Annotated in this window: 9 protein-coding genes; 3 read left to right on the forward strand and 6 right to left on the reverse strand. The window is 43.5% G+C overall.

Annotation, left to right across the window (positions count from 1 at the left end):
• Nucleotides 1-53: 53 nt before the first annotated feature.
• The 4 genes from secF to UYK_RS0112030 all read right to left on the reverse strand — a co-directional run bounded on the left by secF (nt 54) and on the right by UYK_RS0112030 (nt 4266).
• The gene (gene secF, locus UYK_RS0112015; protein ID WP_009459061.1) at nt 54-1022 is read right to left on the reverse strand and encodes a protein translocase subunit SecF; all 969 of its coding nucleotides are present in this window, start codon (nt 1020-1022) and stop codon (nt 54-56) included.
• Nucleotides 1019-2431: a protein translocase subunit SecD gene (gene secD, locus UYK_RS0112020; RefSeq protein WP_016871470.1), complete on the reverse strand. Its 1413-nt coding sequence runs from the start codon at nt 2429-2431 to the stop codon at nt 1019-1021. Before secD ends, secF begins: the two co-directional genes overlap by 4 nt.
• A 113-nt stretch (nt 2432-2544) precedes the next feature.
• Entirely contained in the window at nt 2545-3528 is a 984-nt protein-coding gene (locus tag UYK_RS0112025) for an alpha-ketoacid dehydrogenase subunit beta (RefSeq protein WP_009459052.1), read from the reverse strand.
• Between the two features lie 429 nt (nt 3529-3957).
• Entirely contained in the window at nt 3958-4266 is a 309-nt protein-coding gene (locus UYK_RS0112030) for a helix-turn-helix domain-containing protein (protein ID WP_009459051.1), read from the reverse strand.
• A 507-nt stretch (nt 4267-4773) separates the two neighbouring features.
• Here UYK_RS0112030 and UYK_RS0112035 point away from each other — a divergent pair.
• Entirely contained in the window at nt 4774-6774 is a 2001-nt protein-coding gene (locus UYK_RS0112035; RefSeq protein WP_009459050.1) for a monovalent cation:proton antiporter family protein, read from the forward strand.
• A gap of 240 nt (nt 6775-7014) precedes the next feature.
• On the opposite strand, the gene hemB is transcribed toward UYK_RS0112035, so the two are convergent.
• Nucleotides 7015-7995, reverse strand: coding sequence for a porphobilinogen synthase (gene hemB, locus UYK_RS0112040; RefSeq protein ID WP_009459046.1), 981 nt, complete (start codon nt 7993-7995; stop codon nt 7015-7017).
• A 476-nt stretch (nt 7996-8471) separates the two neighbouring features.
• Nucleotides 8472-8813 (reverse strand): DUF4870 domain-containing protein, encoded by a 342-nt coding sequence (locus tag UYK_RS0112045; RefSeq protein ID WP_009459045.1) that lies wholly within the window; start codon nt 8811-8813, stop codon nt 8472-8474.
• 191 nt (nt 8814-9004) lie between these two features.
• On the opposite strand from UYK_RS0112045, the gene prfC reads away from it, so the two are divergent.
• Together prfC and UYK_RS0112055 are read left to right on the forward strand one after the other, a co-directional pair.
• On the forward strand, nt 9005-10636 hold the full coding sequence (prfC, locus tag UYK_RS0112050; RefSeq protein ID WP_009459044.1) for a peptide chain release factor 3: 1632 nt from the start codon (nt 9005-9007) through the stop codon (nt 10634-10636).
• Nucleotides 10637-10726: 90 nt separating this feature from the next.
• A complete protein-coding gene (locus UYK_RS0112055; RefSeq protein ID WP_009459043.1) occupies nt 10727-13036 on the forward strand; it encodes a M48 family metalloprotease in 2310 nt (769 codons plus the stop codon).
• The last annotated feature ends 223 nt before the right edge of the window (nt 13037-13259 follow it).

The following is a 13259-nucleotide window of genomic DNA, read 5'->3' on the forward strand; positions in this document are numbered from 1 at the left end:
CAACCAAAGAACTACTAACCACTAACCACTAACAACCAACCAACAACCAACAACTAACTATTTATAGATTCTGAAGTAGAGGAAACAACAGGTTGGGCTTTGCGTTCTCGCCATAAAGCTAAGAGAGTACTGGCGATGAAAATACTGGAATAAGCACCCATCGTAAAACCAATAATCAAGGCGAGGGAAAAGTTCTTTAGGGTTGCTCCACCAAATAGGAAGATCGCAAATAATGTTAGCAAGGTTGTTAACGTTGTATTGATGGAACGTGTGAGAGTTTGGTTGACTGCATCATCAACAATCTCAGCGATCGGATGATTAGGATTGATTTTCAGTGTCTCCCGAATCCGGTCATAAATTACCACGGTGTCATTCACAGAGAAACCTGTAATTGTCAACAAGGCAACAATGAATAGACTGTCTACCTCTATACCTGCCACCAAGCCAAGAATCGAGAAAATCCCTACTGTCACTAAAACGTCGTGGAATAGAGCAATAATCGCGAAGACAGCGAAGTCTAACTGAAAGCGGAAAGTTAAGTAAACAATAATACCAATAAAAGAGACTACGAGCGCGATGAGGCCACTCCTCAACAATTCTTTTCCAATTGTTGGACCAACAGTATCTATCTGGGTTTTTTGCGGGTCAAATGTGCCAATTTTTTCACTAAGGGCATTTTGTAACTTGGTACGCTGCTCTACATCCAGGGTTTTTGTGCGGATTAATACACCGTTGTCTTTGCCTGTATCCTTATCAGCGATAATCTGGATACTGCTGTCACCAAGTCCTTGGGCGTTGGCTACTTCTCGAACTTCGTTGATATCAATGGCTTGATTACAGTTATCTGGGTTGCTACAATCCCGTTCAAACTGCAAGCGTGTACCACCAACAAAATCCAAGCTGGGACGGAGGGGTGCGCCTATTTGTTGCCAGGAGATCACCATTGAGATGATACCAGCAAGGATAATGATGGAGGAAATACCCCACCATAGCGATCGCGATTTGTTAATACTCAGTTTCATCGCGCCACCTCCGTCTTGTTTGAGGCTGACAAGTTGGGACAATATAATTCAGGTTTCTTTAAGGAAGGAATAGAAATTGCCAAGAACATGAATGTCCGACTACAGGTAATGGCTGTGAACATACTTACCGCTACACCTAAAGCCAGGGTGAGGGCAAACCCTTTAACTAAACCAGATCCCAACCAAAATAAGGCAGCACATGCAATCCAGGTCGTGACGTTACTGTCTAAAATACTAGAAAAGGCGCGATAAAAACCTGATTCTACTGAACGATATAAAGTTTTGCCTGCTCGCAATTCTTCCCGTGTACGCTCAAATATAAGTACGTTGGCATCAACTGCCATACCAATACTGAGGATGAAACCTGCAATTCCTGGTAGGGTGAGTGTAACGCCTAACAAAGCAAAACTAGCCCAAGTCAAGAGTGCGTAAATTACTAATGCTATGTCCGCAATTACTCCTGGTAGTCTGTAGTAAATCACCATGAATATGAGAACTAAGATCAGACCACCAACACCTGCCCAGATACTGCTTTGAATACTATCTTTACCAAGAGTTGCGCCTACTGTACGAATCTCACCAATTTCTACTGGTACGGGTAAAGAACCACCCTTGAGTTGTACACCTAATTCGTTGGCTTGTTGGGGTGTAAAGTTACCAGTAATTACAGCACCACCACCAGTAATACCTGTGGCTGCAAATTCCGGCCCGACTACGGGAGAACTAATCAGTTCATTGTCCAGAAAAATGCCAATGCTGCGACCTGTACCAGCGAGATTTTTGGTGATCTGAGCAAAAAGTTCACCACCTTTTTGATCAAAGCGAATGGCAACTTCCCAATTATTACCTGAGGTTGGTTCGCCACGGGCGTCCTTGAGGTATTGACCAGTGAGTGGTGGATTGGTACTCTCAAATAATTCAGCGATCGCTTGGCTATTATTTTGCAGCGCTTCTCTATTTTTGGCGATCGCTGCGGTATCGTTAGAGTTTTTTAATTGTTGCTGTTGTTGTTTAAGTTCTTGTTGTGAAGTTCGTAAAGCAAACAACTGAGTTTCTGTGTTTGGTTTTTGTTGGCGAAACTCTAACTGTGCTGTACCACCTAGTACTCTTTCTGCTTCCTCTGGATCATTGACTCCAGGTAACTGCACTAAAATCTTGTCTTCTCCAACTGTTTGAATTACAGGTTCAGAGACACCAAGACCATTGACACGACCTTCCACGACACTTTTGACAGCTTCTAATTCTCGTTCAGTGATGCGTGGAATTTCTGGTGTTGGCTTCACCTGAATAGTCAGTTGTGAACCTCCCCGCAAGTCCAGTCCCAGGGGTATAGGAATTGTGGCAATTACCGCAATAGCGGCAATTACCATAACTAAAATTAGGGCTAATAGCGATCGCTGTCTTTGCATACCATCACTCGCTTCGACAAACGCTATAATAGCGCTCTTTGATCAATTATGAGTGAAGAGTTAAGTTTTTAAATGTTGGTTGTTGATTGTTCCCAACAACCAACAAGTTGTTTCTAAACTCGCAAAGCCATCATTTTTTCTACAGCTTCGACAATTTGCTCTGGTTGAACAATTGTCAATCTCTCCAACATGCCATTGTAAGGTGTAGGGATATCTTGGGAAGAAAGCCGCAGCACAGGTGCATCTAATTCATCAAAAAAGCGCTCGTTTATTGAGGCTATTAATTCTGCGGCAATGCCTCCTGTTCTCATACACTCTTCGACTATAATCACTCGATGGGTTTTGCGTATGGATGCCCCAATGGTTTCCATATCCAGGGGTTTAAGAGAGATTAAATCAATGACTTCTGGGTCATAACCTTTTTTTTCCAATGTTTTCAAAGCTTGTGTGACATGATGACGCATCCGTGAATAAGTGAGGATTGTCACATCTTGACCACGACGCACAATTTCTGCTTTATCTAGCGGTAACAGGTATTCTTCTTCTGGCAGGTTTTCTTTTAAGTTGTAAAGCAGGACGTGTTCAAAGAATAGGACTGGGTTATCATCGCGAATAGCAGATTTCAGCAGTCCCTTAGCGTTGTAAGGTGTGGAACAAGCAACTATTTTTAAGCCAGGTACAGCCTGAAAGTAAGCTTCTAATCGTTGGGAATGTTCTGCACCAAGTTGACGCCCTACACCCCCAGGGCCACGAATTACCATCGGAATTTTAAAGTTACCGCCGGAGGTATAGCGTAGCATACCGGCATTGTTGGCGATTTGGTTAAAGGCAAGGAGCAAAAAACCCATGTTCATGCCTTCGATAATCGGTCGTAACCCGGTCATTGCTGATCCTACTGCTAAACCGGTGAAGCTGTTTTCGGCGATCGGGGTATCTAAAACTCGGAGTTCTCCGTATTTTTGATACAAGTCTTTTGTCACCTTGTAGGAACCACCGTAATGTCCTACGTCTTCACCAAGTACAAATACTGTGGAGTCACGCGCCATTTCTTCATCAATGGCTTCCCGTAAGGCGTTGAAGAGTAGTGTTTCTGCCATTCGACCTCTTGTACATTTATTGTTCTAGAATCTTATCGTGCTTCTACTGTAAATACGGTCAGCGATGCTGCTGTTCTAAATACGTGTAAACACATCAATATCTTGGATAACTTCAGGTATTTCTCAAACTAATGCTCTTGGAGTAAGACAGAAATTGCGATGCAAATGGTCAACTGCTGCCACAGCGATATTGTACGTCTATTGCCGACACTTAGCTCAACACAAAGTTTTGTGTACCAGCTTTAACAGTTATCAGTTATCAGTGAACAAGCTGGATAACTGTTTACTGATCATTGATAACTGATTTAATTCTGGGACAGCCTGACAAAAGAAGTCTACAACGCCCTTGAATGGAGCGTATAAATTTTATCAGTTAATTTCATTATTTCCCCATAAATTTTGAGATAGTGATATCTGTGATCTCTTGAGCTATATCCGTATTTCAGCAGCAGGCGCATCAGGCATAGGAGTTACCTGATTTAATTGATTGTTGGGAAATCTCCTTGGTCTTCCTGGTTTGCGTTTATGCCGTTGGTTGATAGATTTTTCGCTTGCTGCTGCTAATTCTTCTGGTGTGCATTTGAATAGTCGCAACGCTTCTAGGTATTTTTTAGGCGTCATTGTGGGTTCAGTACGCCCTGCTTCCCAGTTGCGAACGCTAGTTTCACTGATTGCAAGCCTGAAGGCAACCTCTGCACGGCTAAGCCCCGCGCGTTCTCTCAGGACTTGCATATCCATACCTAAATGCTCCCTTTGATAACTATATGAATGCATTTATTAAATCAATTGACGTAAAAAAGCCAACTAGTGTCGATATTATTAACTATATTATTTTATAGGTAATCTCTGTACCTTCTGACAAGCAAACAAACCAACTTGATAGAAGTAATACTGACGCTAAGACAATAAACTTAGTGGTTGATCGCATTAATTATATGAGCGATAAATCGCTCAATTTCAAGGGCTAAAGCCGTAACTACAAACTTTCACAACTGATCAAAACTCATGCGATGAACTACCCTGGGGGTTCAAAACTAAAGTCCTTACTACGAACTTATACAGCGATCATAATTAGCGATCGCCAATGATCGATAATTCCTCCCAGAGTACAAGAAAGCAGATTTATCTGTGGGATCAATCGGGGTCAATCCAAAATCCAAAATCCAAAATCCAAAATTGTCTAACCTTCGCTAGGCGTGATTCAGAAACGATACCCTGTAGAAAATATTGAAGGAAAAAGAATAAATGGCTGGCAAGTTGACACTGATTGTCGAAATGGTAACAGTGTTGGGGGTTGCGGTAAGCGGAGGGTATCTAGTAAGTCGTTTGCGTCAGCCCGTGTTACTTGGATATTTGTTGGGAGGTATAGTTGTCGGACCTGCGGGGTTAAAGCTGGTTACCCTTGAGGGGGATATTCAAGTGCTATCCGAAGTTGGGGTAGCCTTATTGTTGTTTGCTTTGGGTGTTGAATTTTCTCTTAAAGACTTATTGCGGTTAAGGGTTATTGCCCTTGGTGGTGGATCGCTGCAAATCATACTCACGATTCTACTGGCAGGAGGACTCGCCTATTTGACAGGCTGGGTTCAGACTGTTCCAAAGGCGATTTTTCTGGGTGCAGTTCTTTCCCTGTCCTCAACAGCAGTCGTACTCAAAAGTTTGATTGAACGGAATGAAGTCCAAACCGTTCATGGGCAGGTTATGCTGGCGATTCTGATTGTGCAAGACCTGGGCTTAGGACTGATGTTGGCAGTCCTACCTGCTTTAACCCAGCCGACCAATATTATTGGTATTGCCTTATTTACTGCACTACTCAAGGTACTACTTTTTTTACTTGGGGCAATTCTAACCGGCAGGTGGGTCATTCCCTTCCTGATCCGATTACTTGCTCAAAGTGGGTCTCAGGAGTTATTTCTACTTGGAATTTTGGTGCTTTGCTTGGGAATTGCCCTTTTTACCTACGCCATTGGTTTGGGTATTGCTATGGGTGCATTTGTGGCAGGGCTAATGATTTCCAATGTGGAATATGCTGATCATGCCCTCGATCGCGTTCTACCAATGCGAGATGTGTTTGCGACTCTGTTTTTTGTTTCAATTGGAATATTGATTGATCCTGGTTTCCTGCTGGCAAATGGCTGGGTCTTAATTGGGTTAATAGCGGTCACTATGCTCGGTAAAGCAGCGATCGTTGCATTGATTGTCAGGGGTTTTGGCTATTCCTTAAAAACGGCACTTACGGTCGGTATCGGTATCAACCAAATTGGGGAATTCTCCTTTGTGTTAGCAGGTGTTGCTCAAACTAAAGGACTTTTTTCTTCTAGACTTTATGGACTGACTGTAGGAACAACAGCTATCACATTGTTGCTCGCACCTTTTATGCTGAAGGCAACTCCGTATCTGCTTCAGTGGTTAGAACAGCTTTCGGTGCTGAGTCCATTTTTGCAGTTGAACAGTTCTCCCCGCTTAGTCGGATTTGAGCAAGAACTTGCCAATCATGTGGTAGTGGTGGGGTATGGTCGGGTGGGGCAAACTCTCGTGAGGATGCTATATTTTCAGGGGCATAAAATTTTAGTGATTGATAATAATGAAGCGGCTCTCCAAACCTTACGGGAGCGAAGAATTCCCTATCTTTTTGGTGATGCTTCCAGTACGTTGGTGTTGGAAAAAGCCAATCTCACTCAAGCCAAAGCAATGGCGATCGCTCTACCAGATCCGATGGCAACTCGACTGACTTTAAAGCGTGCTTTAAGTCTAGCACCAGATTTAGATATTACCGTCCGTGCCCACGTGAATGAAGAAATTGATTCGCTTTACCAGTTGGGCGCTCAAGAGGTGGTGCAACCAGAATTTGAAGCTTCTCTGGAAATGGGCGCACATATGCTTTTGAAGTTGGGCGATTCTACCTATGCAGTGCAGCAGGTTGTGAACCGTTATCGCCGTGGACGGTATCGGGACATTTTGCCAGAACGATCAGAGTACTGGGGTGCAGCTGATCTGGAGGTGGCGATCGAAGGGCTACAAAATCACTGGTATGTCCTACATTCAGATTCTCCTTTAGTGGGGCTGACCCTGGCTCAAACCAACGCGCGCCGTTTAACTGGAGCTACTGTGATGGCAGTTGAACGCAACAAACAACTTTACCGCTATCCCACTGGTGAATTCACCCTTGCATCAGGCGATCGCCTACTGGTAGTCGGCAACTCCCAAGAGCATGTGGCGTTTACAAAACTCCTGAAAGGGGAAGCATAATTATCTCACACTTGAGGTGAGCGATCGCCTGATTCAGATCGGGGTGTGTGTTCAAAAATTGCGATCGCACAACTCAGTATACTCTCTTAAAATACGCCTCAGTCTGACTCCAGCATTTCTTCAATCTCACGCCCAGACACCAAGATACATAAGATTCACCCTGCACCTTTGCGCCTCTGCGTGAGATTAAAAGCCAATCAACCAGATGAAATTTTGTCGCCCTAGAGGACAAACCCCTGCCTACCCCAGCCAACGCGCTGCATCTTTAGCGTGGTAGGTTAGAATTAGATCTGCACCAGCCCGCTTGAAACCAGTTAAAGTTTCCATGACTACGCGCTGTTCGTCAATCCAGCCGTTGAGGGCTGCGGCTTTGACCATAGAATATTCACCGGAGACGTTGTAAGCAGCAACAGGTAAATTGCTAGCTTGTTTCACACGCCAAATAATATCCATGTAAGCCAAAGCTGGCTTCACCATTAGCATGTCAGCGCCCTCAGCAATATCCAATTCTATTTCTTTGATGGCTTCGCGGGAGTTTCCGGGGTCCATTTGATAGGTGCGGCGATCGCCAAACTGGGGTGCTGAATCAGCGGCATCCCGGAATGGTCCGTAGTAAGCTGAAGCATACTTGGCAGCATAGGATAAAATTGGTGTGTCTTGGAAACCTGCTTCATCCAAACCAGCGCGAATTGCTTGCACAAATCCATCCATCATCCCTGAAGGTGCAATAATATCAGCGCCTGCTTTTGCTTGGGAAACGGCGGTTTTCTTGAGTAGTTCCAGGGTGGGGTCATTTAAAACCCGTCCTGTCAAGTCACCAACTTGCAAATAGCCGCAGTGACCATGACTGGTATACTCACACAAACAAGTGTCAGCAATGATAATCAAATCTGGAACTGCTTCCTTCACTGCCGTTGCAGCTTTCTGGACAATACCGCAATCATGCCATGCGCCTGTAGCATCGACATCTTTCTCGGCTGGAATACCAAACAGAATGATGGCGGGGATTCCTAAGTCGTAAACTTCTTTTGCCTCTTCCACAATTTTATCTATCGAAAGCTGATAGACGCCAGGCATGGATTTAACTTCGTTGGCGATCGCTTCTCCGGGTACAGCAAATAGAGGGTAAATCAAGTCGCTGGTGGTGAGAACAGTTTCACGTACCATCCGGCGGAGTTGGGGATGAGTACGCAGACGGCGGGGTCGATGAATGGGAAACATAAATTTTTATGAAGAAAAAATACAAATGGACAAAAAACAAAGCGTCACAAACTTAGGGCTAAATCCCGTTTCAGAAGGACACACTACAAACAGCGCTTAACTGTCCTCTGCCCTACTGCCGATGAGGTTGTGGGGCAATTTTGTATTTTACAACTTGCTTGTCATTTATCTTCTCAAAAAGACAAGAAAGTATACGAAAGCTTGCATGAATACATGATCGATGAACTTGATGAAAAATTGGTGGTGATATGTGTGTGAGGCGCAACGGTAATTGGTCAGACAATTTTGGATTTTAGATTTGGGATTGCTCCCACTTATAGGATTTGCAAGCTTGTAACTTCAAGGAGTTTTTGGTCATCAAAACACAGCCTATAACCCATTCTCGGTCAGTGATGACCAGGTATTGGCAAGCCACCTGTTTATTTTGGATATTCATTGGTGACTGCGATGCAACCGGATAAAAATCTATTTTTCTGCTAAAAAATGCGGAAAATGAAGGGATAACGAAAAGGTTTTTCAGTATCACTTAAAACATGAAAAAGTGCCCAAATTGTTAATCCCCAGTGAACTAAAAACCATAGACCAGCCAGAGGTATGAGCAAGCCAAAAGTTAGCCAAATCAACATACCAATAATAGCCCCATAAAGCCAGACATTTAAGTGAAAATTAATGGCTTCTTTAGCATTTTCTTTCACAACAGGATCGTTAGTTGCAAAGAGGATAAAAATTGGTATACCAATTGAGACTAATGTCGAACTCAAAAAGATAGCTGCATGAGAAATTGCTGATAAAAGCTTGCGCTTCTCCATGTCGTACATTTCTCTGTTCCTTTGACTCTAGTGCAGTGTGAAGCATGAAGCATGAATCTTGATATTTATCTTTCTGCCTTTTGTCTTCTGCCTTTCTTACATAAAGACCCTATCATGAGCATTGTTGTTCTAAGATGAAAAGACTCGCTAAAGTTGGAAAAAGTTAAGTTAAATTTAATAATTTACAAGTAGATACAGTTATGTCAACTGACCTTGAGTTAGAACTTCAGAATGCAGTTGAACTTCGTCGCAATTTTGCGATTATTTCTCACCCTGATGCTGGTAAAACTACGCTGACAGAAAAACTACTGTTATACGGAGGTGCTATTCACGAAGCTGGTGCAGTCAAAGCACGACGGGCCCAGCGCAAGGCGACTTCTGACTGGATGGCGATGGAACAACAACGGGGTATTTCGATTACTTCGACTGTGTTGCAATTTACCTATCAGAATTACCACATAAATTTACTGGATACCCCTGGACACCAGGATTTCAGTGAAGATACTTACCGGACTCTGGCAGCAGCAGATAATGCAGTGATGCTGATTGATGCTGCTAAGGGTCTGGAACCCCAGACACGCAAACTGTTTGAAGTCTGTAAAATGCGGGGTATTCCCATTTTCACTTTTGTGAACAAGCTTGACCGTCCCGGACGGGAACCCCTCGAACTGCTAGATGAAATTGAGCAAGAACTGGGATTGCAGACCTATGCAGTCAACTGGCCCATTGGTATGGGCGATCGCTTTAAAGGTGTCTTTGATCGCCAAAAACAGCAAATTCACCTGTTTGAACGCAGCGCCCACGGTAGTAAAGAAGCGGTAGATACAGTGGTTGATTTGGGTAATGCCGAAATTGAAGAACTTTTAGAACAAGATCTTTACTATCAGCTAAAAAACGACTTAGAACTGTTAGAAGGCGTAGGACCAGACCTAGATTTAGATTTGGTACACCAAGGCAAAATGACGCCTGTTTTCTTTGGTAGTGCCATGACTAACTTTGGGGTGGAATTATTCCTCAAGTATTTTCTAGAATACGCCCTCAAACCAGGCCCACATCAGAGTAGTTTGGGTGAAGTTTACCCCGACTACCCAGAATTTTCTGGGTTTGTGTTCAAACTCCAAGCCAATATGGACCCCAAACATCGCGATCGCGTCGCATTTGTGCGTGTGTGTACAGGCAAGTTTGAAAAAGATATGACGGTCAATCACGCCCGCACAGGCAAAGCCGTCCGTTTATCTCGTCCGCAAAAACTCTTTGCCCAGGAGAGAGAGTCTATCGATATCGCCTATCCAGGTGATGTGATCGGTTTGAATAATCCTGGTGTTTTTGCAATCGGGGATACAATTTACACTGGGCAAAAGTTAGAGTATGAGGGCATTCCTTATTTCTCTCCAGAGTTGTTTGCCACTCTGCGCAACCCCAACCCATCCAAATTTAAGCAGTTCCAAAAAGGCGTTTCGGAGTTGCGCGAAGAAGGGGCTGTACAAATTATGTACTCCGTGGATGAAGCCAAACGCGATCCGATTTTAGCTGCGGTAGGTCAGTTGCAATTTGAGGTGGTGCAATTCCGTTTAATGAATGAATATGGAGTAGAAACCATCCTGGATTTATTACCCTACAGCGTTGCCCGTTGGGTAGAAGGTGGTTGGGAAGCATTAAGCAAGATCGGACGCTTGTTCAATACAACCACAGTTAAAGACAGTATGGGTCGCCCAGTTTTACTATTTCGTAATGAGTGGAATTGCCAACAATTACAAGAAGATCACCCGGATTTGAAATTAAGCGCGATCGCCCCGGTGTTTTCTAGTCAACAACCAGTAGTGAATGGGTAACTGGTAATGGGTAATAGGTAATAGTTTTTACCAATTACCAATTACCTATTACCTGTTACCACTAACAATATAGTTATTGGAGTGCAGACTATGCCTTCACATCCTGAACCATCTTTGAAGGCTGGTTTAACCGCCCTGAAGCAAGGAGATTACCAAACAGCCAAAGCTATACTAGAAGCCATTGCAGGTAGCCAAAGCGATCGCACGGCAGTTATCCAAGCTGAAATCGGCTTGGTTGTAGTTTATGCGCGTATTGGTGAAGTTGCAGCAGCGATCGCATTATGCGAGACTTTAGTTCAAAACGAACGTCAGCAAGTTAAAGAATGGGCAGAACGTTCTTTACAACAAATCAAAAAACGTTATCAAACTGAGGATACCTCTACAACTGATGCCACTGGGTTTGTCCCCTGGGAAAATGCAGCAGCAAAATCCCAGGTGGAGTCTCAAAAATCGGTGAGTGGGGAAGATGAAGATGAAAATGAACAAACACCTCCTTCCCAGACACCAGTCCGTAGCCTGCGAGTACCTACACCTCGGGGAAATCAGACACGCGGTTGGCTGGCTTCAGCATCTTCCACACCTCGTACTCCTGTACCAAAAACCTCATCTTTACCATTTCCTCCACCGCCCAATTCCCCCACCGCTGTTAACCAAGAAAAAGTCAAACCACCCACAATTTACTGGCGACAGGCTAAACGCGCGAAAGTGTGGCAACCCTTGTCAAAGCGGGGTTTAAAGCTATTATGCTTACTCGAAGTTGGAACGTGTATAGCGCTGTTTTGGGTAATCAAAACGCTGCTGGTGTTGGTAATGAGATTTATCAACGATGCTTTTGTGAAACTGCCTTTTTTAGAACCACTCCAGCTTTTATATAGAGATCCTACACCTGTCTTGCTGGTTGTGATTTTTGTCCTGTTTTGTTTATCTCCTTGGTTGTTGGATCGATTACTGAGAAAGTTTTACGGTCAACGACAATTAGAAAAAGACCTTTTGCAACGGCATAGTAAAGAGACAGTGAGGGTTTTACAACGCTATTGCAAACAACAGGGCTGGCGGACACCAAAACTATTTCTCCTACCAATTACAGCACCAGTTGCTTTCTGCTATGGGAATTTACCTCGCACAGCCAGAATTGTAGTCAGTCAAGGTTTATTGGAACAACTGACAGATGATGAAATCGCCACAATCTATGCTAGTCAATTGGGACATATTGCTCACTGGAATTGTGCAATTATGTCTTTGTTACTACTGTTAACAATTCCGATTTACCAGCTATATCAGTTATTGGGACACTGGGGAGATGCAAAAACACAACCTTGGTGGCGTGGGATTTTTGCTGTGCTAACAAGTCTGGTTTACGGTTTGTGGTGCTTGCTGACGGGAACTGGTTTATGGTTGTCCCAGCTGCGACAATACTTTTGCGATCGCGTAGCGGCGGAAGTGACTGGTAATCCCAATGGGCTTGTCCGTGCTTTACTCAAAATCGCTATTGGTATTGCTGGTGATGTCCAAAAACAAGAACATACCAGTTGGCAGTTAGAAAGCTTAAATATAGTTATACCCGTAGGCTATAAACAAAGTCTGTGTTTGGGCAGTATTGCTGGTCACACTACCTTTGAATCTTTTTTAATGTGGGATTGTCTCAATCCTTACCGTTGGTGGTTTGTAATTAATAATACTCATCCTTTAATTGGCGATCGCGTCAAACGCCTATGTAAAATTGCTCGTCTTTGGCACGTAGAACCAGAATTATATCTCGAAAGCCAACAGCCTTTAACAATTAAACGTCAGTCTTTTTTATTACAAATTGCCCCTTGGCTGGGGATTCCCTTGGGTATTGCCTTTGGGGGTCTGATCTGGTTAACTTGGCAAACTCTGTTTGCACTTAAACTTTTAAATTTGAAATGGATTTATGACAACTGGAATTTTATCAAGGGCTGTATGCTAATTGGCTTTAGTATCGGCATATTGTTACGCATAAATTCTTTCTTTCCTAACATTAAGCCTGCCACTGTCCAAACAGATGACCAACTGCCTGATCTGCTAACTAACCCAGCTGTTCTTCCTATTGATAACATCAGTGTACGTCTGGTTGGTAAGTTATTAGGCCGTCAGGGTACTAACAACTGTTTGGCACAAGATTTAGTCTTGCAATCTAGCACAGGTTTAGTGAAACTACATCACATTTCTTGGCTGGGACAGCATGTCAATCCTGAGGATTTGATCGGTCGTCAGATTATCGTCACTGGCTGGTTCCGACGAGGAGCAACACCTTGGATTGACGTTCAAACCCTACAAACTCAAAGCGGAAAAATCGTTAATAGTCCTCACCCTATTTGGTCTATTGTCTTGGCAGTGGCAGCAGAGGTTTGGGGGGCATATATTCTTTTAAGAGGTTAGTAGTTGGTAGGTAATGGGTAATTGGTAATGGGTAATTGGTAATGGGTAATTGGTAATGGGTAATTGGGCTTATTAGCCATCAACCACTAACAACCAACAACCAACAACCAACAACCAACACCCAACAACCCAAAAATGTAAACAAATGTTGCAAATAACTTCCAATTCTGTTACATTTATTAACATAAGCTAGAGTAGGCAAGTTTTATTAGCAAGCCTGGTA

Source organism: Fischerella thermalis PCC 7521, from assembly GCF_000317225.1.
GTDB lineage: Bacteria > Cyanobacteriota > Cyanobacteriia > Cyanobacteriales > Nostocaceae > Fischerella > Fischerella thermalis.

Bases quoted from the DNA above. Each gene is read 5' to 3' on its own strand.
- secF (WP_009459061.1), bottom strand. From the start codon at position 1,022: ATGAAACTGAGTATTAACAAATCGCGATCGCTATGGTGGGGTATTTCC.
- secD (WP_016871470.1), bottom strand. From the start codon at position 2,431: ATGCAAAGACAGCGATCGCTATTAGCCCTAATTTTAGTTATGGTAATT.
- UYK_RS0112025 (WP_009459052.1), bottom strand. From the start codon at position 3,528: ATGGCAGAAACACTACTCTTCAACGCCTTACGGGAAGCCATTGATGAA.
- UYK_RS0112030 (WP_009459051.1), bottom strand. From the start codon at position 4,266: ATGGATATGCAAGTCCTGAGAGAACGCGCGGGGCTTAGCCGTGCAGAG.
- UYK_RS0112035 (WP_009459050.1), top strand. From the start codon at position 4,774: ATGGCTGGCAAGTTGACACTGATTGTCGAAATGGTAACAGTGTTGGGG.
- hemB (WP_009459046.1), bottom strand. From the start codon at position 7,995: ATGTTTCCCATTCATCGACCCCGCCGTCTGCGTACTCATCCCCAACTC.
- UYK_RS0112045 (WP_009459045.1), bottom strand. From the start codon at position 8,813: ATGTACGACATGGAGAAGCGCAAGCTTTTATCAGCAATTTCTCATGCA.
- prfC (WP_009459044.1), top strand. From the start codon at position 9,005: ATGTCAACTGACCTTGAGTTAGAACTTCAGAATGCAGTTGAACTTCGT.
- UYK_RS0112055 (WP_009459043.1), top strand. From the start codon at position 10,727: ATGCCTTCACATCCTGAACCATCTTTGAAGGCTGGTTTAACCGCCCTG.